Here is a 25,741-nt window from a genome sequence, read left to right as displayed (position 1 = left end):
AAAAGGCGCGATGGGCACCGGGTGGCATGGAGTGTCGTGGGATCTGGCTCTCGGAGTTTGCGGTGGCATTCCACGATGCCCCCCGTTCCATTTTCCTCCGGTGGTTTGAGTCCAAGTGAGGGTATGGTCCCCGTGGGAGGCGCCGCCTTGTGCTCCGTAAGCATCCCAAACCCATGCCTGTGAATTTTCTGCTTCGCGTCCTTTTCACCCTTCTTCTCGCCCTGGTTGCCGCCGGGGGCTGTGTCGCGCTGCACACGCCCTTGCCGTGGATGATCGGTCCATTGCTGGCCACGTCCATCGTGTCGATGGCGGGTGGCCCTACGTACAGCTGGGGGCCGCTGCGCAATGCGGGGCAATGGGCCATTGGTGCGGCGCTGGGTTTGTATTTCACCCCGCAGGTGGTCGTGCTGATTGGGGGGCTCTGGTGGGCCATTGCGCTGGGTGTCATGTGGGCGTTGTTCCTGGGCTGGCTGTTCGGGGCCTGGTTGTACCGTGTGCATGCACCGCGTATGCATGGTGTACCTGCACCCATGCTGCGTGCCACGAGCTATTTTTCCGGGGCCATTGGTGCGGCATCTGAAATGACATTGCTGTCCGAGCGTGAAAACGCCCGGACGGACCTGGTTGCGGCCAGCCACAGCCTGCGCTTGCTGATCGTCACCTTGACGATCCCGTTTGCCCTGCAGTGGAGTGGCTTGCAGGGGCTGGACATGCTGCCGCCGATGGCCCGCGTGGTGAGCTGGCCCGGGCTGGCGCTGATGGCGTTGCTGACGGGGGCTGGGGCTTTGTTGATGGACCGGCTGGACCGGGCCAACCCCTGGTTCATGGGGGCCATGCTGGTGTCCATGGGGCTCACCATGGCGGGCATCACCTTGTCCGCCGTGCCGCAGTCGATGGTGAATGCAGCGCAACTGGTGATCGGCATAAGCCTGGGCGTCCGGTTTCGCGCAGATTTCCTGCACACGGCGCCGCGCTGGCTCGTGTCTGTGTCTGCGGGCACCGTGGTGTTGATGGGGGCGTGTGCGCTGTTTGCGGTACTGCTGGCCTGGGCCACCGGGCTGCCATGGGTCACGTTGCTGCTGGGTACCTCGCCAGGAGGCATCACCGAGATGGCCATCACCGCCAAGGTGCTGCAGCTGGGCGTGCCGGTGGTCACTGCGTTTCAGGTGTGTCGGCTGATGGCCGTGCTGATGCTGGTCGGCCCGCTCTACCGGTGCATCTACCCTGCCACCGTGGCCTGACCGGTTGCGGGCGCGTCACAATCCCACCTCTGTCGACGCTGATGGATTGTCCTGGCGACGGTCTGTGAGCGTTCCCATCCGTTGCACATCCCCGACCATGAGCATTCACTACAACTTCGGCGTACGCCCTCCCCAAGCAACGAAAGCCCAGCTGGCCGCTTGGCTGGAGCAGGCCATGCAAGCGCACCAGCAGGGAAGCCTTGCGCAGGCCAACCAGCTCTACAACACCATTTTGAAGAATGATCCGAAAAACGTTGGTGCCCTGCACATGCAAGGTGTGCTGGCGTACCAGGCGGGCCATCTGCAAATGGCGGTGGATCTGATCGGCCAGTCCATCAAGCTGGTGCCAGAGGATGCAGCTCCCCATGTCAATCGCGGGCTTGCCTTGGGGGCTTTGAAGCGCCATGATGAAGCATTGGCGCACTTTGAGCGGGCCATCAGCCTGCGCCCTGGTTTCGCCGAGGCCTATGTCAACCGGGGGATCACCCTGAAAGAGCTGTCGCGGCCCCTGGATGCCATTGCGAGCTACGACCAGGCGATTGCCCTCCATCCCCGTCTGGCGGCCGCGTTCAACAACAAGGGCAATGCCTTGCGCCAGCTCGACCGGTTGGAAGAGGCGCTGAAATGTTATGAGCAGGCGTTTGCCCTGGACAGCGACGACGTGGATGCGTGTCAGAACATGGGCATGCTGCATGCCGACGCAGGCCGTCAGGACGAGGCTTTGCAGTGCTTTGACCGGGTAATCGCTCTGCGGCCGCAGCATGCGGAAGCCCACAACGGCAAGGGCGCGATCCTGGCGCAAAGGGAGCAGTGGACGCAGGCCATTGCGCACTTCGAGGCCGCCATTCAGGGCAATGAAAAACTGGTCCAGGCCCACAAGAACCTGGGGCTCGCGCAGCGCAGTCTTTTCCAATTGTCAAATGCCGTGACGGCTTTTCAGAAGGCTGCGCAGCTGAGCCCGCAAGATGTGGAGATCCTGTCGTTTCTGGCCCTTTCATTGCTGGAGGCGGGGATGTATGCAGAAGCACTGGCCGCCTACGACCAGGCGATCCGGTTGGCGCCTGAAAGGCCGGACCTATACTACAACCGCGCAAATTTGCACATCCGGTTCAATCGGCATGAGGATGCCGTGGCCGACTACATGGCGGTGTATCGCCTCAAACCAGATGCCAAGTATCTGCTGGGGTATCTTGCGAGCAGTCGGCTCAAGACCGGTGATTGGAGGCACCTGACGGACGATATGGCGCAATGTGAGCAGAGTATCCGGGCCGGTGAGCTGGGTGTGAAGCCCTTCATCGCTCTTTCGCTGTTCGACGCGCCCGAGCTGCACAAGCAGGCGGCACAAGCTTCCGTGCAGCAGGATTTCCCAGAGTCCACCGCCCTGGGCACCATCCTTGCGCGTGCTGGCGGAGGCAAGATCCGGGTCGGCTACTACTCTGCGGATTTTCACGGCCACCCCACTTCGTATCTGATAGCGCAGCTTTTCGAAGTCCATGACCGTGAACGCTTCGAGTGGTTTGCGTTTTCGTTTGGACCTCCCGCGACGGATGCCATGCGCGCGCGTCTGGTCGCAGGTTTCGACCATTTCATCGACGTGCGCGAGCGCAGCGAGATCGATATCGCCCGCTTGTCGCGGGAGCTGGGCATTGACATCGCCATTGACCTGATGGGTTTCACGACGGGCTGCCGATTTGGCATTTTTGCCCACCGCTGCGCACCCATCCAGGCCGGTTATCTGGGCTACCCGGGGACGACCGGTGCGAACTATATGGACTACGTGATTGCCGACAAGGTGGTCGTCCCAGCCCAGGCGCAGATCCATTTCACCGAAAAACTCGCCTACCTGCCGCACAGCTACCAGGTCAATGACTCGCGGCGCGCAATCAGTGATCGGGTCTTCACCAGAGAGGAGGCACGGTTGCCTGCGACAGGGCGCGTGTTCTGCTGTTTCAACAACAACCAGAAGATCCTTCCGCAGGTCTTTGACAGCTGGATGCGCATCCTGCAGGCGGTTCCGGACAGCGTTCTCTGGCTTTTGGCAGATAACCCTGCTGTGGAGGGCAGCCTGCGGCGTGAGGCGCAGGCGCGCGGCGTGGCGCCTGCGAGGCTGGTGTTTGCACAGCGCCTGCCTCTGGATCAGCACCTGGCGCGCCACCGGCTGGCCGACCTGTTTCTGGATACCTTGCCCTACAACGCCCACACCACGGCCAGTGATGCCTTGTGGGCGGGTCTACCGGTGCTTACGCGGCTGGGAGAATCGTTTGCGGCCCGTGTGGCGGCGAGCCTGCTGCATGCCGTGGGCCTGCCGGAACTCGTGACCCACAGCGCCGCAGAGTATGAAGCTCTGGCGATCTCACTCGCGCGGGATCCTGCGCGCCTGAAAGCGCTGCGCGACAAACTCCAAGCGGAAAAAGCCCAGTCCCCACTGTTCAACACCCGTCAGTTTGCGCGCGACATCGAGGCCGCCTACGTGGCGATGCATGGGCGGTACATGCAGGGCCTGGCGCCTGAAGTGATCGATGTATAGAGCCGAAGGCGGGGAGGGCATGCTCCCCCGGCCCCGGGTTTTGGCGAGGTCCTTGGGGCCTCCGGGTGTGCCGCTACCGTTGCAGTAGAAACAGCTGAAGCGCAGGTGGATCAGTGAACGACCACGGGGTTCTGCGCCAGGCCCGCATAACGGTCCAGCGCGTCTTCCACTTCTTCTTGCGTGGGGGTGTCGCGCTGCCAGGCCAGGATCTGCTCCTGGAACATCTCGGCCCAGGAACCGTCCAGGTACACCTCTTTGCCCGAACGCTTGTCCACGATTTCAAAGCCATGGCGTGCGAGCTGGGGAACTGCGGGGGCGGTGTCGTTGAGCGCCTGGGTGCTCTTTTTCTCCACGGCGTCGGGCAGCATGTGGACCACCACGAAGGATTCTGAGTCGTAGAGCATGTGCATCGTGTTCCCCTTGTCGATATAGATGTCAGATGACAGCGGGTTCGCAGAGTTCAAGGCCCAAGGCAGCTTCCAGGAAACGCTGGCAAGGTCGTAACGCCTTGTCCTACGGATCGGTTATCAGGGGAAGCCCGCTCTGGGCTTGGTTCTCTGCTGCGTTCCAGTATTTCATGAAAAAGTGATGCGACCGGGTTCGTGCGGGTTTTTTACCGCTCCAGGGCTCGGGTGGCGTTCGGGCGCAACACTTTGATGCAGGAGGGGGTGTCGCAGCCGTCCGCTCTGCCGCCTTCTCTCTCGCGGAGCCCAGCTTCAGTCGGCCTTGCCCCGACCACGCCTCAAGGTGCGCCACTGCTGCGCAGTAGCAGGTCCGCAAAGTCGCTGTTGGCCTGGGTCAGCTTGATGCGCACGGGCAGGTAGTTGAGGCTGGGCGCCACCCACAGCTCGGCCTTCTGGTCGTAGTCCTTGCGGGGCAGGCGCAGCAGCTTCAGGGCGGGGGTGGGGCCTGCAGGCAGATCCAGCGTTTCCGGGCCCTCCACGGTGAAGGTCCAGCGGTCGGCGGTGCGGGCGCTCACGGTGGTGATGGTGACCTGGGTGCCGGGCACAAAACGGACGGGGTCGGCGGCCAGCATGGCGCCCAGCTGGATAAACAGGCTCAGCCGGTCCTGCGCGCCAGGGCCCACGGCGGCCTCGGGCGTGTTGGCGCTGAAGGTCACCCGGCCCTTGGCATGGTCGAAATGTGCAGCCTGCTCGCTGCGGGACTTGTCGGAGAACTTCTCGGGCAGCAGGCCCTGGGCCGTGATGGCGCCCACGCTGCGCTGCGTACGGCTGCCCACCAGGAAGGCGCTGACCTCCTGGCGCGCTTCGTAGCGGCTGCCGTCGTGTTGCCAGAGCAGCTCGGCACGGGCGTTGTAGGCGAACTTCTTGGCCTGCCCGCTCACGTCAAACACCAGCCGGGTGGGGGCCGGAATCCGTACGGGGGGCGGTGGGGCGCCTGCAGTGCGGCCTGTGCCGGAGCCAGGGGGCGCGATGTCGATCCCGGCTGCAGTGGTTTCTTCTGCAGACGGTGCCGAAGCCCCTGACGCCGGCACCTCGGCCGGGGGGGCTGATGCTGGGGTGGCTGTGCTTGGCGTGGCAATGTCTGGTGCTGGCGCCGCGGCGGTGGAGTTTGCGCTGGGCTCTGCACCCGCCACCTGCACAGAGGCCTCGGGCGCCGCAACCGTCGGATCTGCTGCAGCCGGGGAGGGGGCGGGTGGCGCCTGTCTTCTGCGCACCACGGGCTTGGCCGCTATGGCCGCAGGCGGGGTGGGCGCGGCTGTTGGGGCCACAACGGGGGCTGGTGCGGGTGGCGCGGCTGCCACGCTGCGCGTGCTGAAGACGCGGCCCGCCATCGGCTGCTGAGGGCTGTCCCAGGCCAGGGGCACGCCGTGCAGCACCAGCCAGTGCAAGGCCAATACCAAGGCGGTGATGAGAACCAGGGCCTGCCGTGGCATCCAGTCGGTCGCTGTACGGTGGCGGGTGTCAGGCGCTGCCTGCGCCCAGATCACTGGAGAGCTGGGCGGCAGCCGCGCGCAGCGGTACGTCAATGGCGCCGCCCCACTCGGGGTCGAAGGTGGCGATGGAGCCCAGCGTGGTGATGCCCAGCTCCAGGTGTCCGTCCGAATCGAACACGGGCGCGCAGAACGCCACGATGCCTGGCAGCAGGGTGTCGACCACGCGGGCGGCACCGCGCGTGCGCACCTCGGCCAACAGGGCGTTCACCTCGGTCATGGTGGAGGGCAGGTCGGTGCGCCGCATCTTCACGGCGCGGGCCAACTCGTCCTTGAGCAGCGGGGCCACCACATCAGGCGCCATGTGCGCCGCAAAGCAGCGGCCGGTGGCCGACGACAGCAGCGGCATCACGTCGCCCAGCCGCAAGTTGGCAGTGACAGCCTGAGGCGATTCCTCCCAGTGCACGATGGTGGGGCCGTGGTTGCCCCACACCGCCAGCGCCAGCGTGTGGCCGATGCTTTCCATGAGTTCGGGCATGCGCTCGCGGGCCAAGCGCACGGCGTCGAGCCGGGCCAGCGACGCCAGCCCCAGCTTGAGGGCGGCGGGGCCCAGGTCGTAGCGGGCGTTGCGCGGGTCCTGCGTGACGAGCCCCAGGCGCTGAAAGCTCACCAGATACCGGTGCGCCTTGGCTGCGCTCATGCCAGCCGAGGCCGCCACATCCTTGAGCATCAGCGGCCCGCGCGAGCGTGTCAGCCCCTCCAGCAGGGCAAAACCCACCTCGACCGATTGAATTCCTGCACGTTCTTTGTCCATGTGCACTAAAATTTGCGAGTTTTGTTTAGTTAAATCAATTTACCCAAGCGTAATTCGTGTTGGGTGAAGACTTTCAACCCCTTGAGACAAAGGTCCTGCCACCATGAAACTCGCTACCTACAAAGACGGCTCGCGCGACGGCCAACTGGTTGTCGTCTCCCGCGACCTGGGCGCAGCCCATTATGCGACCGGCATTGCCAGCAAGCTGCAGCAGGTGCTGGACGACTGGGGCTTCCTCTCGCCCCAGCTGCAGGACCTGTACGACCAGCTCAACAGCGGCCGCGCGCGCCACGCTTTTCCCTTTGACCCAGCCCAGTGCATGGCGCCACTGCCCCGCGCCTACCAGTGGGCTGACGGCTCGGCCTACATCAACCACGTCGAACTGGTGCGAAAAGCGCGCAACTCCGAGGTGCCCGAGAGTTTCTACACCGACCCTCTGATGTACCAGGGTGGCAGCGACGACTTCATCGGCCCCCGCGACGACGTGGTGGTCCCGAGCGAAGCCATGGGCATCGACTTCGAGGCCGAGATCGCCGTCGTCACCGGCGACGTGAAGATGGGCACCAACGCTGACCAGGCGCTGGACGGCATCCGCCTGGTGATGATTGCCAACGACGTGAGCCTGCGCAACCTGATCCCGGCCGAGCTGGCCAAGGGCTTCGGCTTCTTCCAGAGCAAGCCCGCCACCGCCTTCGGCCCCGTGGCCGTGACGCTGGACGAGCTGGGCGACGCCTGGGAGCACGGCCGTGTGAACCTTACCGTGCAATCCACCTGGAACGGCCGCAAGGTCGGCATGTGCGACGCCGGCCCCGAGATGACCTTCCACTTCGGCCAGCTGATTGCCCACGTCGCCAAGACGCGCAACCTGCGCGCCGGCTCCATCATCGGCAGCGGCACCGTGAGCAACAAGGGCATCACCGACGCCAACGGCCGCACCGAGTGGCCCAAGGGCTACAGCTGCATCGCCGAAAAGCGCTGCATCGAGACCATCCAGGACGGCAAGCCCAGCACGGACTTCATGAAGTTCGGCGACACCATCCGCATCGAGGTCAAGGGCAAGGACGGCGCGAGCATCTTCGGCGCCATCGACCAGACGATTGCAGCGCCTGAAGCCTGAGCCGCCACGGCAACTGCAACCGTCGCCACAGCCGGTGGTTGCTGGTAGCGGGCGCATGTGCAGCGGCCTTGTCGGGAAGGGCGGGCCCCGCGCACCGCTCGTTCTACAGGTCGCGCCTGCCAGCCCACCCCTCACCCGTTCGGGCTGAGCCTGTCGAAGCCGGGGCCGAGCGATGGAACACCGTGTTCAGCCCCCAGGCTCCCGCAGCAGGTGCAAAATATCAATAAAAACAGCCTCTACCGCTTGATGGTAAAGCGCTAGAAGCTATCAAATTAATAGTAATCACAAGGAGACAACCCCATGCAACGCAGAACGCTCTTGTCCGCCCTGGCCGCCGCAGGCGCCACCTCCGCCGCCCCGTGGGCCGCTGCCCAATCTACCTGGCCCGACCAGCCCCTGCGCTGGGTCGTGCCGTACCCGGCCGGCGGCGGCACCGACGTGCTGGCGCGCACCGTGGCCGAGGCCATGCGCCAGACGCTGGGCCAGCAGATCATCGTGGACAACCGCCCCGGCGCGTCCACCAACATCGGTGCTCAGATGGTGGCCACCGCCAAGCCCGACGGCAACACCTTCATGTCGGCCGACAATGCCGTGCTGGCCTTCAACGAGCACCTGTTCACCAAGCTGCCGTTCAACCCCGAGAAAGACTTCACCTACGTGGGCGGCATCAGCCGTTTTCCGCTGGCGCTGGTGGTCAACCCCGCGTTCGAAGCCAAGACGGTGAAGGAATTCCTGGCCTACGCGCGCGCCAACCCCGGCAAGCTCAACTACGCATCGCCCGGCAACGGCTCGCCGCACCACCTGGCGATGGAGATGTTCAAGAACCGCACCAAGACCTTCCTCACGCACATCCCCTACCGGGGCGCCGCGCCTGCACTGCAGGACGTGATGGGCGGGCAGGTGCCCTGCATGTTCCTGGACCTGGCCGCCGGCCTGCCCGTGATCACCTCCGGCAAGGTGCGCGCCCTGGCCATCGGCTCGGCCCAGCGCGTGGCCGCGCTGCCCGACGTGCCTACGCTGGCCGAAGCCGGCGTGCCCAGCACCGAGGTGTTCGCCTTCCAGGGCATCCTGGCGCCCGCCGGCCTGCCCGCGGCCATCACCGCGCGCTTGAATGCCGACCTGAACAAGGCCCTGCTCAACCCCGCCGTGGTCAAGCGCATGGCCGACTTCGGCATGGAAGCCCTGCCCGGCACGCCGGAGCAGTTCCGTGCGATGGCGCGGGTGGAGTCCAAACGTTGGGGCGAAATCATCAAGACGGCGGGCGTGAAGCTGGACTGATGCATTCATGCCCGGTGTGAGCGCCGCGCCACTCGGTGCTCGCTCCAAACGAGGGATCTTCTATCTGTCCATGCCTGCGCGGCAGACTGCGGTTGCAGGCTTCAGCCCAAGGGCTCGTTTCCAGTGTGCGGAAAAGCCAGTTCCGCGGGGTACGCCCAGGTACTTGCCGCGCCGTTCCAAGCGCAAAAAGGCCGCCTACTCTGGCAGATGGCACACCGCTTCCACGTTGTTGCCCTCGGGGTCGATCACAAAGGCGCCATAGTAGTGCTCGTGGTAGTCGGTCCGCAGGCCGGGGGCGCCATTGCCCTTGCCGCCGGCGGCGATGGCTGCGGCGTAGAAGGCATCCACCTGCGCCCGGTTTGCTGCCTTCCACGCCAGGTGGCAGCCCGCGGTGGCCGGCGGGCCACCGTACGGCGACGGTCCGTCGATGAACCACACATCGGCTTTTTTGCCATCGGGCTCGGACGCATCGGGGTAGGCGAAGCCCAGCATGTTCGAGCCGTAGTTGCCCTCAAAACACAGGCTGTAGCCGAGGGGCGCAAGGGCTGCGCCGTAGAAAGCCTTGGCGCGGCCGATGTCGGTCACGCGGAAAGTCATGTGATCAATCATGGGGAAATTTGCTCCTCTGGGTTGTTCTGCATACATTCGGAGACTGTATTTAAATACAGTATTTGTGGCAAGCGAAAACGGATGGGCGTTGTGGGCGCGAGAACCCTGCCACTGGCTCCGCACGCGGACTGCCGTGGCGTTTGGGCAGGGCGCGGCCTCGATTTTCGGACGCCGGGGTACAGTGCCCCAACGCGGATGCGTCCGCGGTGCGGCATTTCTTCACCCGCGCCCACCAAAGCTTTCCCCGATGTCCACTCCCACAGCCCCCGAATGGGCCGACGTATTGCATCGCGCCCTGCCCATGGCCGCCCTCGTGCCAGCCGAGGTCCGCTATTTTTTCGTCAGCCCCAACGGGCAGTACGTGGCCTGCACCACCAGCGCTCTGCGCTCGGTGCTGATCGACATGCAGAGGCGGCGGTACGCAGCGTTTGCCGACTGGAGCGTGCGGGCGCTGACTGATGAGGCAGTGGAGCTTGAGTCCGACGAAACCCGCATGCAGGCGTTCCCGGTCTATGCCGACCTCTGGCAGATGGCGTTGACTGACGCCACGCTGCCGTGGCAGCCGGCCCTGGTTGACCGATGAAGCCTAGTCATTCCTCCTCTGCTCCTGCGGTGCCGGCTCCCGTTGGGGTCGGCCTGGCGGTCCTGCTGGTGGGCCTGGGGGCGGCGGCAGCCGCACTCAGCGGCTTTGGGAATGCGGCGGGTTGTGGCACCTTTGGCATGACCTGCATCGGGTCGGCCTTTGCCATTGCGTTGGGCACTTTGTGTGTTGCGGTGGTGCTGCTCCTGTGGGGCTTGCGGTCGATACCGGTGGCCGGGCCGGGCCGCTGGCGCTGGGCGGTCAAGGCACTGGTCGTTGGCATCACGGCCCTTGCGGGGATTGCGGCTTTGGTGCTGGGCGGGTTTGCGGTGCTGGTGTTGGCGCGTTAGGGCGCCGTTTAACCTCCCCGAGCTTAGAACGCTTGGGGTGGCGACCGTTGCCCTGCACGCCAGCACGGGCTCTGTTGCCAAGGCGACCGGCGGCCGGCGCAATCGCGACACAATCTCAGGACCAACCTGGCCGCCGAGGGTGTCTACGGAGCCGTGGCGTGCAGAGCGTGTGGCGTTGCAGATGCTGCGCGCATCGCCTCCATGCCCGGGCCGTTTGGTCTTTTCGGACCACGGGCGCCAGCGCCGCCTGCGTTGCAGGTTGACCGGCGCCTGCCAATGACCCATTGGTCTCGCTTCCACCATCAAGGATCCCCATGCTGAACTTCGACTTCCACAACCCCACCCACATCGCCTTCGGCCAGGGCCGCATCGCCGACCTCGACAAGCTCGTGCCCGCCGCCGCCAAGGTGCTCATCCTCGTGGGCGGCGCCAGTGCCGAGAAGACCGGCACGCTGGCCGAGGTGCGCACGGCGCTGGCCAGCCGCCAGCACGCCACCTTCAGCGGCATCGAGCCCAACCCCAGCTACGAAACCTCGATGAAAGCCGTCGCGCAGATCAAGGGCGGCGGGTTCGACTTCCTGCTTGCCGTGGGCGGTGGCTCGGTGATCGATGCAGTGAAGTTCATCGCCGCGGCCGTCAAGTTCGAAGGCGGGGACCCCTGGGCCATTCTGGAAAAGCACGGCCGCAACGTCACCGCCGCGCTGCCCTTCGGCGCCGTGCTCACGCTGCCCGCCACGGGCTCCGAGATGAACAACGGCGGCGTCATCACGCACCGTGCCAAAGGCGCCAAGCTGGCCTTTGGCAGCAATCACACCTACCCCGTGTTCTCGGTGCTCGACCCGACCAAGACCTACACCCTGCCGCCCCAGCAGCTGGCCAACGGCGTGGTCGATGCGTTTGTGCACACGGTGGAGCAGTACCTCACCTACCCGGTCAACGCGCCCGTGCAGGACCGCTTTGCCGAGGGCATTCTGCAGACGCTGATCGAGATCGGCCCGCGCCTGCTGGCCGCCCCCGAGCCCGTGTACGACGACCGCGCCAACCTCATGTGGGCGGCCACCATGGCGCTCAACGGCCTGATCGGCGCGGGCGTGCCGCAGGACTGGGCCACGCACATGATCGGCCACGAGCTGACCGCGCTGCACGGCATCGACCACGCGCGCACGCTGGCCATCGTGCTGCCCGCGCTGCTGCACGAGCGCCGGGGCCCGAAGCGCGCCAAGCTGCTGCAGTACGGCGAGCGCGTGTGGGGCATCACCACCGGCACCGACGACGATCGCATCACCGCCGCCATCGACCGCACGCGCGCATTCTTCGAAAGCATGGGCATCGCCACGCGCCTGTCGGGCTACGGCCTGGGCGCCGACACCGTGGGCGCCGTGGTGGCGCAGCTGGAGGCGCACGGGATGCTGCAGCTGGGCGAGCAGCGCGAGATCACGCCCGCCGTCAGCCGGCGCATTCTCGAAGCCGCGCTGTAAGCCAACGCCGCAACGTGCGCCGCACCAGGGCGCATCTGCGCAGATTGCGGGTACGGTGGGCGGCTTTACGTTTCACCTCACCCCCAGAAAGGGATCGCTATGGCCCACATCCTCATGGTTCTCACGTCCCACAGCGAGTTGGGCGACACCGGCAAGAAAACCGGCTTCTGGCTCGAAGAGTTTGCCGCCCCGTACTACGTGTTCAAGGATGCGGGGGCCGAGGTGACCCTGGCATCGCCCCAGGGCGGCCAGCCCCCGCTGGACCCCAAGAGCGATGCGCCCGACGCGCAGACCGATGCCACGCGCCGCTTCAAGGGCGATCCCGCCGCCCAGGCGCACCTGGCCAGCACCCTGAAGCTGTCCGAAGTGAACGCGGCCCAGTTCGACGCCGTGTTCTACCCCGGCGGCCACGGCCCGCTGTGGGACCTGGCGTACGACACGCTGTCCATCGCCCTCATCGAAGCCACCCTGGCCGCTGGCAAGCCCCTGGCCGCCGTATGCCACGCGCCTGGCGTGCTGCGCGGCGTCAAGGCGGCAGACGGCACGCCGCTGGTGCGCGGCAAGAACGTGACAGGCTTCACCAACGGAGAGGAGGCCGCTGCGGGCCTGACGGACGTCGTGCCCTTCCTGGTGGAGAACATGCTCATGTCCCACGGCGGCCTGTACACCAAGCAGGCCGACTGGCAGCCGCACGTGGTCACCGACGGGCTGCTGATCACCGGGCAGAATCCGGCGTCGTCGGAGCCTGCGGCGCAGGCGCTGCTCAAAGCGCTGGGTTGATGCCCACCGGGCGGCTGGCAGGCCGGCCACCCGCACGGGCCACCACCCGCCCACCCAGCGCGCGTTAACGCCCGGTTCGCGCACGGCTCGCGCACGGCTCGCGCCCCTCGCCTGCCGTTTCGCGCCACGCCCTTGCATTTCGTCGCATGCCGCTGCCGCTGCCGGCCCGCGGTGCCTACAGTGCCGCCATGCCGCACCGATCGTCACTCCACGGTCGCGGCCCCTGGCACTTCAAGACGAAAGGCGCACCGTGATCCTCCTCATTCTTCTTTCCCTCGCCCTGCGGTGGGCAGCACGGCGCATCCGGCCCGTGGCGGCCACCGCCTTCGTGGCGGCCACCGCCTTCGTGGCGCTGGCCGCACTGGCAGGCCCCGCCTCGGCCCAGCACGCCGGCCTGCGCACCCTGGTCGTGCCGGGCGACGAGCCGATCAACGTCGCGCTGTTCTACCCCACCGTGCGCAGCGCGGGCGTGGTGCAGCTGGGCCCCTGGCGCCCGGTGGTCGGCCTGGGCGCACCGGTGTCGGCCGAGCCGCTCAAGGGGCTGATCCTGGTGTCGCACGGCACGGGCGGCAACGAACTGGCGCACCACAACCTGGCCACGCGCCTGGCCGCCGAGGGCTACCTGGTGGCCGCCGTGCGCCACCCGGGCGACAACTGGCAGGACCGCTCCATGATCACCTCGGGCCGCTACTTCGGCGAGCGCCCTCGCCAGGTCAGCCGCGTGCTCGACGCACTGCTGGCCAGCCCCGAGTGGGGGCCCCGCATTCCGGCCGGCCGCATCGGCGCACTGGGCCATTCGGCCGGCGGCTACACAGTGCTGGCCCTGGCCGGCGCACAGGCCGAGCCCGCCCGCGCCGCGCAGCACTGCCGCAGCGTGCAGGACGACCCCGGCTTCTGCGGCCTGGCCCAGGGCCCTAAGGCGCCGCAGCCGGTCGCCGCTGCCAACACGGCCACGCCCTCCAACGTGGTGCCGGACGGCGCCCTGGTCTCCGTGCCCGACCCGCGCATCCGCGCCATCGTCGCCCTGGCGCCCATGGCCGTGGTGTTCACCCCCGAGAGCCTCAAAGCCGTGACCGTGCCGGTGCTGCTGCGCGTGGCCGAGCAGGATGCCGTGCTGACAGGCCAGCACCACGGCGGGCTGGTGGCCGCCAATCTGCCCACCGCGCAGGCGGACACCGTGCCGGGTGCCGGCCACTTCGCCTTCATGGCCCAGCCCAGCCAGAGCCTGCCGTCCGACGCGGGCGACGCCGCCGCCAACCCGGCGGGCTTCGACCGCGTGGCCTACCACGCGGTGCTGGAGGCGCAGGTGGTGCAGTTCTTCGCGCAGCAGTGGCGCTGAGTCTGAATTATCAAGATAAAAAAGCTGCCTACCGCTTGTCTGGCAAGCGCAAGCAGCTATCAAAAGTGTAGTGCCGGCTTCCGCCGGGCCCGCTAGTACGGCAGGATTCCGGGCAGCAGCGGCCGGGCCAGCCGCTCGCACCACCACTTGAGCGCCTCGCCCCGGTGCTCGGGCTTCCAGGCCAGCCAGAAGGTCTCATCGGCCCGAGGCTCCTCCACCGGCACCTCCACCAGGATGCCGTTTTCCAGCTCCACCCGCACGCAGGCGCGCGGCACGAAGCCGTGGCCCAGCCCGGCGGCCTGGCAGGCGATCTTGGCCTGCATCGACGGCACGGTGATGCGCCGCTGGCCCGACAGCAGGCCCACCGTGCGGTCCGACAGCGTGCGCGCCCCGTCGCCCACCACCACGGCCGTGTGCTCCAGCAGGTCGCTGCGCGTGAGCGGCCGGCCCAGGCGCGCCAGCGGGTGCGACGCAGTCACGCAGAACACGAAGTCCAGGCTGCCCACCGCCACGGCCTTGTAGCCGCCGCCTGCGGGGCCTTCGCCCGCCGCCACGATGATGTCGGCGCGCCCGTCGCGCAGCGCCTCCCAGGTGCCCGTCAGCGCCTCGCAGCCGATGCGCAGGCGCGTGCCGCAGTCCAGCCCCTCAAAGGCCGCGATGTCGTCGTTGAACGCGCTGGTGGGTATCAGCGAGTCGTGCACCAGCCGCAGCTCGGACTCGAACCCGGTGGCGATCTGCCGCAGGCGCGATTCGAGCTGCCGCGCCGAGGCCAGCAGCCAGCGGCCTTCCTTGAGCAGCTCGTGCCCCGCGGGTGTGAGCGTCACGCGCGGGCCGTTGCGGGTGAACAGGGCCAGGCCCAATTGCTCCTCGAGCTTGCCCACGGCGTAGGAGATGGTGGACGGCACCTTGTGCAGCCGCTCCGAGGCGCCCGCGAACGAGCCGTAGCGGGCAATCGCATCCACCAGTTCGATGGCTTCGAGGGAGAGTTTCAGCATGGCAAAAGGCCCGGAATTTCAATCATCGAAATTATCGATGATGGATGGCCAAACCTTTCAACCTGATGCCCTGCCACGCGCCGGATACTTCATCCATCGCAGCACTGATGCCCCATGAAATCCAGCAGATTTCAAACCGTGCGCCCAGTGTGAAATTCATCGACAGACTTTGAAAGGAAGACACCATGCTCGACATCCGCAAGGCCCAACACCGGGGCAACGCCAACCACGGCTGGCTCCATTCGCGCCACACCTTCTCGTTCGGCCACTACCACGACGCCAATCAGCAAGGTTTTTCCGACCTGCTGGTCATCAACGACGACCGCGTGGCCCCGGGCAAGGGCTTCGGCGCCCACCCGCACCGCGACATGGAAATCTTCTCATACGTGCTGGAAGGCGCGCTGGAGCACAAGGACTCCATGGGCACCGGCTCGGTCATCCGCCCCGGCGACGTGCAGATGATGAGCGCCGGCACCGGCGTGCGCCACAGCGAGTTCAACCACTCGGGCGAAGAGCCCGTGCACTTCCTGCAGATCTGGATCGTGCCCAGTGCCCGCGGCGCCGCACCCCGCTATCAGCAGGTGCACTTCAGCGAGGCCGACAAGCGCGGCCGCCTGCGCCAGATCATCTCGCCCGAAGGGGCCGACGGATCGCTGGCCGTGCACCAGGACGCCCGGGTCTATGCCGGCTTGTTCGACGGCAGCGAAGAAGCGGCCGATCTGGACGTGGGCCCGGGCCGCAACGTGTATGTGCACGTGGCCCGCGGCAGCCTGGAGGTGAACGGCGAGCGGCTGTCCGAAGGCGACGGCGCCCGCATCCGCGACGCCGGGGCCCTGCGCTTTGCCCACGGCGAAGGCGCCGAGGTGCTGGTGTTCGACCTGCGGCCCAACGAGCTGCCCACGATGCCGCACTGAGCGGATGGGGCGCCGCTGAGGAGCGGGGTGGGCGATGCCGCCCATCCCTTGCGCCCCGGCCCGCCGCATTGCCTTGTCTCGTTTTTTTGTTTGTTCTTCTTCTCGACGCACTTCACCTTCAATTTCCAGGGAGTTCACCATGACCCACGCCAACACGACAACGACCACGACTGCCAGCGCCAACGCCGCCCGCCCCGTCGCCTACGCCAAGCCCGGCGCCACGCTGCTGAACGCCGGAGACCACACCCTGGTCATGATCGACTTCCAGTCGCAGATGGCCTTTGCCACGCATTCCATCGACGCGATCACGCTGCGCTCCAACGCCGGCCTGGTGGCCAGCGCGGCCGCCGGGTTTGGCGTGGACACCATCCTCACCACCGTGGCTGAGAAGAGCTTCAGCGGCCCCATGTTCGAGGAAGTGACCGCACCGTTCCCGGGTCAGGCGCTGCTGGACCGCACCTCCATGAACACCTGGGAAGACGAGGCCGTGATCGCCCGTGTCAACGCCATCGGCAAGCCGCGCATCGTGCTGGCCGGCCTGTGGACCAGCGTGTGCATCGTGGGCCCGGCGCTGTCGGCGTTGGACCAGGGCTTCGAGGTGTATGTGATCGCCGACGCCAGCGGCGACATCTCGGCCGAAGCCCACAACCGCGCCATGGAGCGCATGGTGCAGGCCGGCGCGCGGCCCATCACGGCCCTGCAGTACCTGCTGGAGCTGCAGCGCGACTGGGCGCGAGGCGAGACGTATGACATGACGACGGGCATCGCCAAGAAGTTCGGCGGCGGCTATGGCCTGGGCATCACCTACGCCAAAAGCATGTTCAACGCCCACGAGGGCTAAAAAGGGCGCATCAGCCTACTGCGCGGCCGGATCCCGCACCTGTGGTCCTCACCGTACAAGAGTACGGTTGCGGTCCTCGGCGCAGGCTTCGGCCGCTCGCTACGGCTGCTGCACCCTTTTTGCGCTCTGCCATGCTGAAATCCTTTGAAGCCCGAAGACCATGACACAACCTGCCATCACCCCCGACCTCATCCTGCGCAACGGCCGCTTCACCACGCTGGACCGCGCCAATCCCACGGCCAGTGCGGTCGCCATTGCGCAAGGGCGCTTTACCAAGGTCGGTGACGACCGCGAAGTGATGGCGCTGGCTGGTGCGGGCACGCGGGTCATCGACCTGGGCGGGCGCAGCGTGTTGCCGGGGCTCATCGACAACCACCTGCACATCATCCGTGGCGGCCTCAACTTCAATATGGAGCTGCGGTGGGACGGGGTGCGCAGCCTGGCCGACGCCATGGCCATGCTCAAAGCGCAGGTGGCGGTGACGCCCGCGCCGCAGTGGGTGCGCGTGGTGGGCGGCTTCACCGAACACCAGTTTGCGGAAAAGCGCCTGCCCACGCTGGCCGAGCTGAACGCCGTGGCGCCCGATACGCCCGTGTTCATCCTGCATTTGTACGACCGCGCGCTGCTCAACGGCGCCGCGCTGCGCGCCGTGGGCTACGGCAAGGACACCCCCGCGCCGCCCGGTGGCGAGATCGTGCGCGACAGCGCGGGCAACCCCACGGGCCTGCTGCTGGCCAAGCCCAATGCGGCCATCCTGTATGCCACGCTGGCCAAGGGCCCCAAGCTGCCGCACGACTACCAGGTCAACTCCACGCGCCACTTCATGCGCGAGCTCAACCGCCTGGGCGTGACCGGCGCCATCGACGCGGGCGGCGGCATGCAGAACTACCCGGATGACTACGACGTGATCCAGGAGCTGGCCGATGCCGACCAGCTCACCATCCGCCTGGCCTATAACCTGTTCACGCAAAAGCCGCAGCACGAGAAGGAAGACTTCCTGAACTGGACGGCCACGTCGCAGTACAAGCAGGGTACGGACTACTTTCGCCACAACGGTGCGGGCGAGATGCTGGTGTTCTCTGCCGCCGACTTCGAGGACTTCCGCCAGCCCCAGCCCGAGCTGGCGCCCGGCATGGAAGGCGAGCTGGAAGAGGTGGTGCGCATCCTCGCGCAGAACCGCTGGCCCTGGCGCATGCACGCCACCTACGACGAGACCATCGAGCGCGCGCTCAACGTGTTTGAAAAGGTCAACCAGGACACGCCGCTGGCCGGCCTGAACTGGTTCTTCGACCACGCCGAAACCATCTCGGAAAAGTCCATCGACCGCATCGCCGCCCTGGGCGGCGGCGTGGCCGTGCAGCACCGCATGGCCTACCAGGGCGAGTACTTCGTGGAGCGCTACGGCGCCGTCGCGGCCGAGGCCACGCCCCCGGTCAAGCGCATGCTGGAGAAGGGCGTCAACGTGTCCGCCGGCACCGACGCGACCCGCGTGGCCAGCTACAACCCCTGGGTGTCGCTGTCCTGGCTCGTCACCGGCAAGACGGTGGGTGGTCTGCAGCTCACGCCCCAGCGCAACTGCCTCACCCGCGACCAGGCCCTGCGCATGTGGACCGAGAACGTCGCCTGGTTCAGCAACGAGCAGGGCAAGAAGGGCCGCATCGAGGCGGGCCAGCTGGCCGACCTCGTCGTGCCCGACCGCGACTTCTTTGCCTGCGCCGAGTCCGACATCGCTGACACCACGGTCCTGCTCACCGTAGTGGGCGGCAAGGTGGTCTATGGCGCGGGCGACTTCGCGCGCTTCGACGACGCGGCCCCGCCGCCCGCCATGCCCGACTGGTCGCCCGTGCGTACCTTCGGCGGCTACGGCGCCTGGGGTGCCCAGGGAGGGCCGGACGGCGCGCCGCTGCAGGCCGTGCTGCGCAACGCGGCGGCGAACTGCGGCTGTGCCAGCGACTGCAACCTGCACGGCCACGCCCATGCCACGGCCTGGAGCAGCAAGTTGCCAGTGTCTGACCTGCAGGGCTTCTGGGGTGCGCTCGGCTGCGCCTGCTGGGCGGTGTGACGGTGTTGCACGCATTGCAAACCGCCGCCACCGCGCCCTGGGTGCAGACGCTGGCGCTGCTGTGCCTGTGCGCCGCGTACCTGCCGGGCGGCATCGGCAAGGCCCGCGACTTTACGGGCGCCGTGGCCGAAGTGCGCTCGCTTGGCCTCGCGCCCGCCGCGCCCATCGCTGCTGCCACGCTGGTGCTGCAGCTCGGAGCCTCGGCGCTCATTCTGTCGGGCTGGTACCGCAGGATCGGGGCGCTGGCGCTGGCGGGTTTCACCGTGCTTGCCGCCTTGCTGGCAGACCGCTTCTGGGCCGCGCTGCCGGCTGATCGACAGCGCAGCGCCAACGCATTTTTTGAACATTGGGGCCTGGTGGGCGGCATGCTGCTCGTCGCCTGGCACGACCTCGGAGGCCACCATGCCGGATAACCAACACGATCACCATCACCACCAGAACCCTGCTGCTGCAGCGCCCGCGCCGGCCTCGGCGGCTCCTGCGGTTTCCGGCAGCTTCGCGCCGCTGGCCATCCCCGTCTTCGCGGTGCTCTGGGCCGCCACCGTGCTGGGCAACATCGGCAGCTTTATGCGCGACGTCGCCAGCGCCTGGATGGTGACCGAGCTCTCGTCCAGCCCCACCGCGGTCGCGCTGATCCAGACCGCCGCCACGCTGCCGGTCTTTCTGCTCGCCATCCCTGCGGGTGTGCTGTCCGACATCCTGGACCGCCGCCGCTTCCTCATCGGTGTGCAGGTGCTGCTGGCCGCCGTCAGCGGCACGCTGCTCATCCTGGCCAACACCCACACGCTGACGGTGGAGTGGCTGGTGGCGTTGACCTTCGTGGGCGGCATCGGCGCTGCGCTCATGGGCCCCACCTGGCAGTCCATCGTGCCCGAGCTGGTGCCGCGCAGCGAGCTCAAGAGCGCCGTGGCGCTCAACTCGCTGGGCATCAACATCGCACGCGCCATCGGCCCCGCGGCGGGCGGCCTGCTGCTGGCCAGCTTCGGCGCGGCCATGGCCTACGGCCTGGACGTGCTGAGCTACGTGTTCGTGATCGCCGCGCTGCTGTGGTGGAAGCGCCCGAAGGCCGAGGCCTCGGGGCTGAACGAGCAGTTCTTCGGCGCCTTCCGTGCCGGCGTGCGCTACGCCCGCGCCAGCCGCGAGCTGCATGTGGTGCTGCTGCGCGCAGCGGTGTTCTTCCTGTTCGCCAGCTCGGTCTGGGCGCTGTTGCCACTGGTGGCGCGCCGCATGCTGGGCGGCTCGGCAGGCTTCTACGGCGTGATGCTGGGCGCCGTGGGCGCGGGCGCCATTTTGGGCGCCGTGCTGCTGCCCCGCTTGCGCCAGCGGCTCGACACCGACGGCCTGGTGCTGCTGGCATCCCTGCTCACCGCTGCCGTCATGGGCGTGCTGACCGTGGCCCCGCCCCAGTGGGCCGCCGTGGTGCTGATGCTGGTGCTGGGCCTGGGCTGGATCATCGCGCTGACCACCCTCAACGGCGTGGCCCAGGCCGTACTGCCCAACTGGGTGCGGGGCCGCGGCCTGGCCATCTACCTCATGGTCTTCAACGGCGCGATGGCCGCCGGCAGCCTGGGCTGGGGCCTCATCGCGGGGCAGGCCGGCTTGCCGGTCACGCTGCTGATGGGCGCGGCCGGGCTGGTGGTGGCATCGCTCATCTTTCACCGCGTGAAGCTGCCCACCGGCGAGGCCGACCTGCAGCCCTCCAACCACTGGCCCGAGCCCCTGCTGGCCGAGCCCGTCGCGCACGACCGGGGCCCGGTGATGGTGCAGATCGAATACCGCATCGCCAAGCCCGACCTACCCGCCTTCCTGCAGGCCATGCAGCGCCTGTCCCAGGAACGCCGCCGCGACGGCGCCTACGCCTGGGGCGTGGCCGAACACACCGGCGAGCCGGGCCGGGTCATCGAGTGGTTCCTGGTCGAGTCTTGGGCGGAGCATTTGCGCCAGCACCACCGCGTGTCCAAGGCCGATGCGGACCTGCAGGCAGAGGCGCTGCGGTTTCACCAGGGAGCGGAGCGGCCCGTGGTGCATCACTTTCTGGCGTTGACTGCGGGGGACGCAGGCCGCGCCCATGCCATGCAGGCGCAGTGAGAGGTGGTTTTTAGTGAAAATAGCTGCTGGCGCCTGTCCAATAAGCGCCAGAAGCTATCAAAAAATGAGCATTCTGCGTGTCTGGCAGAGCGCGGTCAGCCTGCTATTGCCGCTGCCTCCACAGCCTCCACCTCCACCAAACAGTCATAAAACGTCGGCGCCCGCCCCAGGTCCGTCAGTGCCTGGCTCGTCACCTCGTTCACGTTCGTCCCATCGAGCCCCAGTTTGCGCCACCAGATGCCCAGGCCGTTGACCACGCCGGGCCGTGCGCGGCTCGAGACGGTGGCGTGGCACTGGTAGCTGCCGCGGTCGTTGAACACGCGCACCACGGCGTCGTTGCCGATGCCGCGGGCTTCGGCGTCGTCGGGGTGGATCTCCAGGATCGGGCGGCCTTCGATATTGCGCAGGCTCGTCACGTTCACGAAGGTGGAGTTCAAGAAGTTGCGCGCAGGCGGCGAGATCATGGCCAGGGGGTAGCGTGCGTCGGTGCCCTGCAGCTCGTAATTGGGCAGGTGGTCGGGCAGGCCGTCCAGGCCCTGGGCGGCCAGGCGGGCGCTGTAGAACTCGCACTTGCCCGACGGTGACGGGAAGTTGCCTTCGGCAAACAGCGCATCGGGAATGGCGACCGTGGCAAAGCCCTGGGATTCGAGCAGCGCGTAGTCCACCGCATCGCCAAAGGCCTGGCGGCACAGCACCTCGTCGGTGTCGGCAAAACAGGGGTCGGCAAAGCCCATGCGCGCAGCCAGGTCGCGGAAGATCTGCGCGTTGCTGCGGGCTTCGCCCAGCGGCTGGATGGCAGGACGGTTGAGCACCACGTCGGTGTGGCCGTACGACAGGTGCACGTCCCAGTGTTCGAGCTGCGTGGTGGCGGGTAGGATGTAGTCCGCGTAGTCGGCGGTGTCGGTCTTGAAGTGCTCCAGCACCACGGTGAACAGGTCTTCGCGCGCAAAGCCGCGCACCACCTTGCCCGAGTCCGGGGCCACGGCCACGGGGTTGCTGTTGTAGACCACCACGGCCTCGACCTTCGGGCCGAAGGCGGGCGATGCCTCGCGCAGCAGGTCGTCGCCGATGGTTGTCATGTTGATCGTGCGCGGCACGCGCCCTGAGGCCGCCTGGGGCATCAGGTCGGGCCGCTGCAGCACCGCGCGCTGGGCCGGGAACTGGCCGGAGCTGGACAGCAGCAAGCCGCCGGCGCGGTGGCGCCAGGCACCGGTGAGGGCGGGCAGGCAGGCCACGGCGCGCACGGCATTGCCGCCGCCGCGCACGCGCTGCATGCCATAGTTCAGGCGGATGGCGGCGGGCTTGGTGGTTCCGTAGTCCTGGGCCAGCTGGCGGATCTGCTCGACCGGAATGCCGCAGATCTCGGCCGCGCGCTCAGGCGGCCACTGCAGGGCGCGTTCGCGCAGCTGGTCCCAGCCCAGCGTGTGGCGCGCGATGTAGTCGTGGTCCAGCCAGTCGTGGGCGATCAGCTCGTGCATCAGCGCCAGGGCCAGCGCGGCATCGGTGCCCGGGCGCAAGGCGATGTGCTCGTGGCACTTGTCGGCCGTCTCGCTCTTGCGCGGGTCGATGCACACCAGCTTGGCGCCATTGCGCTTGGCCTGCTGCGCGTAGCGCCAGAAGTGCAGGTTGCTGCCGATGGAGTTGCTGCCCCAGATCAGGATGAGCTGCGATTCGGCGAAGAACTCCACCTTCATGCCCACCTTGCCGCCCAGAGTCTGCGTCAGCGCTTCGGCCCCGGCCGATGCGCAGATGGTGCGGTCCAGCAGCGATGCGCCCAGCTGGTGGAAGAAGCGCCGGTCCATGCTCTCGCCCTGCACCATGCCCATGGTGCCGGCGTAGCTGTATGGCAACACGGCTTCGGGATCGCGCGCGGCGATGGACTGCAGGCGCTGCGCGATGTCGGCCAGGGCTTCGTCCCAGCCCACGGGCGCGAATTGGCCGCTGCCCTTGGGGCCTGTGCGCTTGAGCGGAGTGAGCACGCGCTCGGGGTGGTAGCTGCGCTCGGTGTACTTGCTGACCTTGGCGCAAAGCACGCCGTCGGTGTGGCGGTGGTCGGGGTTGCCCTGCACGCGGGTGGCCACGCCGTTTTCCACCGTGGTGATCAGGGCGCAGGTGTCCGGGCAGTCGTGCGGGCAGGCCCCGCGCACCTGAATCGGTACAGACAGAGGGGAATTGGCGGCAGAAGACGTGTGCATTCTGTGGGTTGATCGTTAAACTGCAAGCAGGGTTGGAAACGGCGTGCATAGGTTGCCGCAGTTCCAAGGAGGCTGCCTGAAGGCAGCGCAGAGGGTTCACCCTCTTTTACAAGAGCAGAGATTTCACCATGAACCAACCGGTATTGGGGCGCAGGCAGTTTTCCGTGGGCTTGGGTGCGGTAGCCCTCGGGGGCTTCCATCTGGCACACGCGCAAAGCGAAGGCCGGATTGTGTTGGGGCAGTCTGCAGCCTTTACCGGCCCTGCCGCGCAGCTGGGTGTGCAGTTCAACCTGGGCGCCAAGCTCTTTTTCGACCAGCTCAATGCGCAGGGTGGCGTGGGCAAGCGCACGGTGGAAATCCGCACCATGGACGACGGCTACGAGCCCGACCGCTGTGCCGAGAACACCAGGAAGCTCATTGCCGAAGACGTGTTTGCCCTGTTTGGTTACATCGGCACGCCCACCAGCTTGGCGGCGATGCCCATCTTCACCAAGGAAAAAGTGCCGTTTTTCGGCCCCTTCACCGGTGCCGAGGCGCTGCGCCAGCCTTTCAATCGGCTGATTTTCCATGTGCGTGCTTCGTACTATGACGAGACCGCGCTCATCGTGCGCCAGCTCACCAACCTGGGACTCAAGAAGATTGCGGTTTTCTACCAGAACGATGCCTATGGCAAGGCCGGGCTCGACGGTGTGACGAAGGCGCTGACCGAGCTCAAGCTCGCGCCCGTGGCCACAGCCACGGTGGAGCGCAATTCGACCGACGTGAAAGCGGCCGTCGACAAGCTGGTGCCGGCCAAGCCGGATGCCGTGGTGCAGATCACCGCCTATGCCTCGGCCGCAGCCTTCGTGCGCGCAGCGCGCAAGGCGGGCTTTGGCGGCACGTTCTACAACGTGTCGTTTGTGGGCACCCAGGCGCTGGCCGATGAGCTGGGCAAGGATGGCGCTGGCGTGGTGGTGTCGCAGGTCGTGCCTTCCCCTTACCAGCCGTCGCGCCAGATCACCCGCGAGTTTCTCGAAGCCATCAAGAAGGGTGGCGACAAGGTGCAGGCCAATTACTCGAGCATGGAAGGCTACTTGGCAGCCCGGGTATTCACGGAGGGCCTGCGCCAAGCCCAGGGCAGTGGAAAACCCACGCGCGAAGGGCTGATTGCTGGCATCGAGTCCTTGGGCAACCAGGTGGTCTCGGGCTTTCCCATTGCGTTCAGTGCCACCAGCCATGCGGCATCGAAATTTGTCGAAATGTCGATGCTGACCGGTGATGGGCGAGTGAGGACTTGATATCCCCCTGAGCCGCTTCGCGTCTTCCCCCAAGGGGGACGCCACCCGTGGCCTGGCGGAGCCAGTTCCACGGCGGCGCTGGCCTTGGGGCGCGCCAGTTGCGGGTGGGCCGGGCGTTGTCTACCGTCTGTCGAATGTCTGTGTTTCAGCCAATGGCCGTGGTGCGCGCCAGGCCCTGCATGAACGCCTCGCACCGGCCGAGCTGTTCCAGGCTCACGTACTCGTCGGGCTGGTGCGCCTGCTGGATGCTGCCGGGGCCGCAGACCACGGTGGAGATGCCGGCGTTCTTGAACAGGCCGGCTTCGGTGCCGAAGGCCACGAGGGTGGTGCTCTTCTCGCCCGACAGGGTTTGCGCCAGGCGCGTGACCGGGTCGTCCTTGCTGCCCAGAAAGCTCGGGATTTCGCAGATGGTTTCAAACGAGAAGCCGGCTGCGGGCGCCACCTGTTTCATGCGCGGCTCCAGCGATTTGGCGTACGCCACCACTTCTGACTGCATCTGCGCGGCGTTGGCCGTGGGCAGGTCGCGGAATTCGTAGCGGAACTCGGCGTCGCGCGGCACCACGTTGTCGGCGATGCCGCCGTGAAACTGCCCCACGCTGGTGGTCGAGAACGGCACGTCAAAGCCCTCGAAGCGGGGTTCGTTCTTTTCAAAATCTTCTGCCATGTCGCGCACCCGGCCCACCACGCGGGCGGCCATCTCGATGGCGTTGACGGAATGTGGCGTGAGGGACGAATGCGCCTCCTTGCCCCGCACGCAGCACTTGTAGCGGTACACGCCCTTGTGGGCGATGGCCGGCACCATACTGGTGGGCTCCCCCACGATGCACGCCAGGGGCTTGATGTTCGCGTCGCGCAGGTCGGCGATCAGCTCCTTCACGCCGAAGCAGCCGATCTCTTCTTCGTAGCTGAAGGCCAGGTGGATGGCGAAGGGTGCATTGCTGTTCAGGAACTGCTCCGCATGTGAGACGGCAATGCCGATGAAAGCCTTCATGTCGGCACTGCCGCGCCCGTAGAGCCTGTCGTCCTTCACGAGCGCGCTCAGCGGGTCCATGCTCCAGTCCTGGCCATCCCAGGGGACGGTGTCGGTATGGCCCGACAGGATCACCCCCGCCGACTTGCCCTCGCCCAGCGTGGCAAACAGGTTGGCCTTGGTTTTGTCGGCATTGAAGGTCAGGCGGCTTTTGACGCCCAGCCGTGCCAAGTGGTCACGGATGAAATGGATCAGCTCCAGGTTGGACTGGTCGCTGACGGTGTTCATGCGTACGAGGGTTTGCGCAAGTTCGAGGGCGTGTGGGGAAAGCTTCATGTTGCAGTGCAAATAAACCCCGGGTGGCGCAAGGCAGGCCAGCGGGCTAGACTGTG

General features: G+C 66.9%; 22 protein-coding genes. 15 read left to right on the top strand and 7 right to left on the bottom strand.

Features of this window, described 5'->3' with window-relative positions; translation table 11 throughout:
- Positions 1-173: 173 nt before the first annotated feature.
- Positions 174-1,241, top strand: coding sequence for an AbrB family transcriptional regulator (locus IB243_RS20510; RefSeq protein WP_192429016.1), 1,068 nt, complete (start codon positions 174-176; stop codon positions 1,239-1,241).
- A gap of 97 nt (positions 1,242-1,338) precedes the next feature.
- On the top strand, positions 1,339-3,768 hold the full coding sequence (locus IB243_RS20505) for a tetratricopeptide repeat protein (protein ID WP_192429014.1): 2,430 nt from the start codon (positions 1,339-1,341) through the stop codon (positions 3,766-3,768).
- Between the two features lie 110 nt (positions 3,769-3,878).
- Here the strand turns inward: IB243_RS20505 and IB243_RS20500 are convergent, their stop codons facing one another.
- The 3 genes from IB243_RS20500 to IB243_RS20490 all read right to left on the bottom strand — a co-directional run bounded on the left by IB243_RS20500 (position 3,879) and on the right by IB243_RS20490 (position 6,476).
- The gene (locus IB243_RS20500; RefSeq protein WP_010462989.1) at positions 3,879-4,178 is read right to left on the bottom strand and encodes a DUF3567 domain-containing protein; all 300 of its coding nucleotides are present in this window, start codon (positions 4,176-4,178) and stop codon (positions 3,879-3,881) included.
- 332 nt (positions 4,179-4,510) lie between these two features.
- Complete coding sequence (locus IB243_RS20495) at positions 4,511-5,665, bottom strand: DUF3108 domain-containing protein (protein WP_192429012.1); 1,155 nt, start codon at positions 5,663-5,665, stop codon at positions 4,511-4,513.
- Between the two features lie 28 nt (positions 5,666-5,693).
- Positions 5,694-6,476, bottom strand: a complete 783-nt coding sequence (locus IB243_RS20490) for an IclR family transcriptional regulator (RefSeq protein ID WP_010462987.1) — start codon at positions 6,474-6,476, stop codon at positions 5,694-5,696.
- A 103-nt stretch (positions 6,477-6,579) separates the two neighbouring features.
- Here IB243_RS20490 and IB243_RS20485 point away from each other — a divergent pair, with 103 nt between their 5' ends.
- Together IB243_RS20485 and IB243_RS20480 are read left to right on the top strand one after the other, a co-directional pair.
- Entirely contained in the window at positions 6,580-7,593 is a 1,014-nt protein-coding gene (locus IB243_RS20485) for a fumarylacetoacetate hydrolase family protein (protein WP_192429010.1), read from the top strand.
- 300 nt (positions 7,594-7,893) lie between these two features.
- The gene (locus tag IB243_RS20480) at positions 7,894-8,871 is read left to right on the top strand and encodes a tripartite tricarboxylate transporter substrate binding protein (protein WP_192429008.1); all 978 of its coding nucleotides are present in this window, start codon (positions 7,894-7,896) and stop codon (positions 8,869-8,871) included.
- A gap of 195 nt (positions 8,872-9,066) precedes the next feature.
- Here the strand turns inward: IB243_RS20480 and IB243_RS20475 are convergent, their stop codons facing one another.
- The gene (locus IB243_RS20475; protein ID WP_192429007.1) at positions 9,067-9,480 is read right to left on the bottom strand and encodes a VOC family protein; all 414 of its coding nucleotides are present in this window, start codon (positions 9,478-9,480) and stop codon (positions 9,067-9,069) included.
- 247 nt (positions 9,481-9,727) lie between these two features.
- On the opposite strand from IB243_RS20475, the gene IB243_RS20470 reads away from it, so the two are divergent.
- The 5 genes from IB243_RS20470 to IB243_RS20450 all read left to right on the top strand — a co-directional run bounded on the left by IB243_RS20470 (position 9,728) and on the right by IB243_RS20450 (position 14,007).
- Positions 9,728-10,063, top strand: a complete 336-nt coding sequence (locus tag IB243_RS20470) for a hypothetical protein (RefSeq protein ID WP_192429005.1) — start codon at positions 9,728-9,730, stop codon at positions 10,061-10,063.
- A gap of 29 nt (positions 10,064-10,092) precedes the next feature.
- Positions 10,093-10,410, top strand: a complete 318-nt coding sequence (locus tag IB243_RS20465) for a hypothetical protein (protein ID WP_192429003.1) — start codon at positions 10,093-10,095, stop codon at positions 10,408-10,410.
- 314 nt (positions 10,411-10,724) lie between these two features.
- The gene (locus tag IB243_RS20460; RefSeq protein ID WP_192429001.1) at positions 10,725-11,888 is read left to right on the top strand and encodes an iron-containing alcohol dehydrogenase; all 1,164 of its coding nucleotides are present in this window, start codon (positions 10,725-10,727) and stop codon (positions 11,886-11,888) included.
- Between the two features lie 99 nt (positions 11,889-11,987).
- Complete coding sequence (locus tag IB243_RS20455; protein ID WP_010462972.1) at positions 11,988-12,668, top strand: type 1 glutamine amidotransferase domain-containing protein; 681 nt, start codon at positions 11,988-11,990, stop codon at positions 12,666-12,668.
- 250 nt (positions 12,669-12,918) lie between these two features.
- A complete protein-coding gene (locus IB243_RS20450; RefSeq protein WP_370540368.1) occupies positions 12,919-14,007 on the top strand; it encodes an alpha/beta hydrolase family protein in 1,089 nt (362 codons plus the stop codon).
- A gap of 92 nt (positions 14,008-14,099) precedes the next feature.
- Here IB243_RS20450 and IB243_RS20445 read toward each other — a convergent pair whose 3' ends face one another.
- The gene (locus IB243_RS20445) at positions 14,100-15,002 is read right to left on the bottom strand and encodes a LysR family transcriptional regulator (RefSeq protein WP_192428999.1); all 903 of its coding nucleotides are present in this window, start codon (positions 15,000-15,002) and stop codon (positions 14,100-14,102) included.
- A 185-nt stretch (positions 15,003-15,187) separates the two neighbouring features.
- On the opposite strand from IB243_RS20445, the gene IB243_RS20440 reads away from it, so the two are divergent.
- The 5 genes from IB243_RS20440 to IB243_RS20420 all read left to right on the top strand — a co-directional run bounded on the left by IB243_RS20440 (position 15,188) and on the right by IB243_RS20420 (position 20,907).
- Complete coding sequence (locus IB243_RS20440) at positions 15,188-15,916, top strand: pirin family protein (RefSeq protein WP_192428997.1); 729 nt, start codon at positions 15,188-15,190, stop codon at positions 15,914-15,916.
- 139 nt (positions 15,917-16,055) lie between these two features.
- Positions 16,056-16,757 carry a hydrolase gene (locus IB243_RS20435; protein WP_192428995.1) on the top strand — a complete coding sequence of 234 codons (702 nt, stop codon included), beginning with the start codon at positions 16,056-16,058 and terminating at the stop codon, positions 16,755-16,757.
- A 160-nt stretch (positions 16,758-16,917) separates the two neighbouring features.
- Positions 16,918-18,819, top strand: a complete 1,902-nt coding sequence (locus IB243_RS20430; protein ID WP_192428993.1) for an amidohydrolase — start codon at positions 16,918-16,920, stop codon at positions 18,817-18,819.
- 5 nt (positions 18,820-18,824) lie between these two features.
- Positions 18,825-19,232 carry a DoxX family protein gene (locus IB243_RS20425; protein ID WP_225585113.1) on the top strand — a complete coding sequence of 136 codons (408 nt, stop codon included), beginning with the start codon at positions 18,825-18,827 and terminating at the stop codon, positions 19,230-19,232.
- Complete coding sequence (locus tag IB243_RS20420) at positions 19,222-20,907, top strand: MFS transporter (protein WP_225585111.1); 1,686 nt, start codon at positions 19,222-19,224, stop codon at positions 20,905-20,907. Before IB243_RS20425 ends, IB243_RS20420 begins: the two co-directional genes overlap by 11 nt.
- Positions 20,908-21,002: 95 nt before the next feature.
- Here the strand turns inward: IB243_RS20420 and IB243_RS20415 are convergent, their stop codons facing one another.
- Positions 21,003-23,102, bottom strand: a complete 2,100-nt coding sequence (locus IB243_RS20415; protein WP_192428991.1) for a molybdopterin-dependent oxidoreductase — start codon at positions 23,100-23,102, stop codon at positions 21,003-21,005.
- A 128-nt stretch (positions 23,103-23,230) separates the two neighbouring features.
- On the opposite strand from IB243_RS20415, the gene IB243_RS20410 reads away from it, so the two are divergent.
- Entirely contained in the window at positions 23,231-24,379 is a 1,149-nt protein-coding gene (locus tag IB243_RS20410) for an ABC transporter substrate-binding protein (protein WP_192428990.1), read from the top strand.
- 145 nt (positions 24,380-24,524) lie between these two features.
- Here IB243_RS20410 and argE read toward each other — a convergent pair whose 3' ends face one another.
- Positions 24,525-25,685: an acetylornithine deacetylase gene (gene argE / locus IB243_RS20405; protein ID WP_192428988.1), complete on the bottom strand. Its 1,161-nt coding sequence runs from the start codon at positions 25,683-25,685 to the stop codon at positions 24,525-24,527.
- Positions 25,686-25,741: the final 56 nt, after the last annotated feature.

This window comes from Acidovorax sp. ACV01, assembly GCF_014851495.1.
Taxonomy (GTDB): Bacteria; Pseudomonadota; Gammaproteobacteria; order Burkholderiales; family Burkholderiaceae_C; genus Acidovorax; species Acidovorax radicis.
The sequence above is the reverse complement of the archived record's forward strand: the minus strand, read 5'-3'. Positions and strand labels throughout refer to the sequence as shown.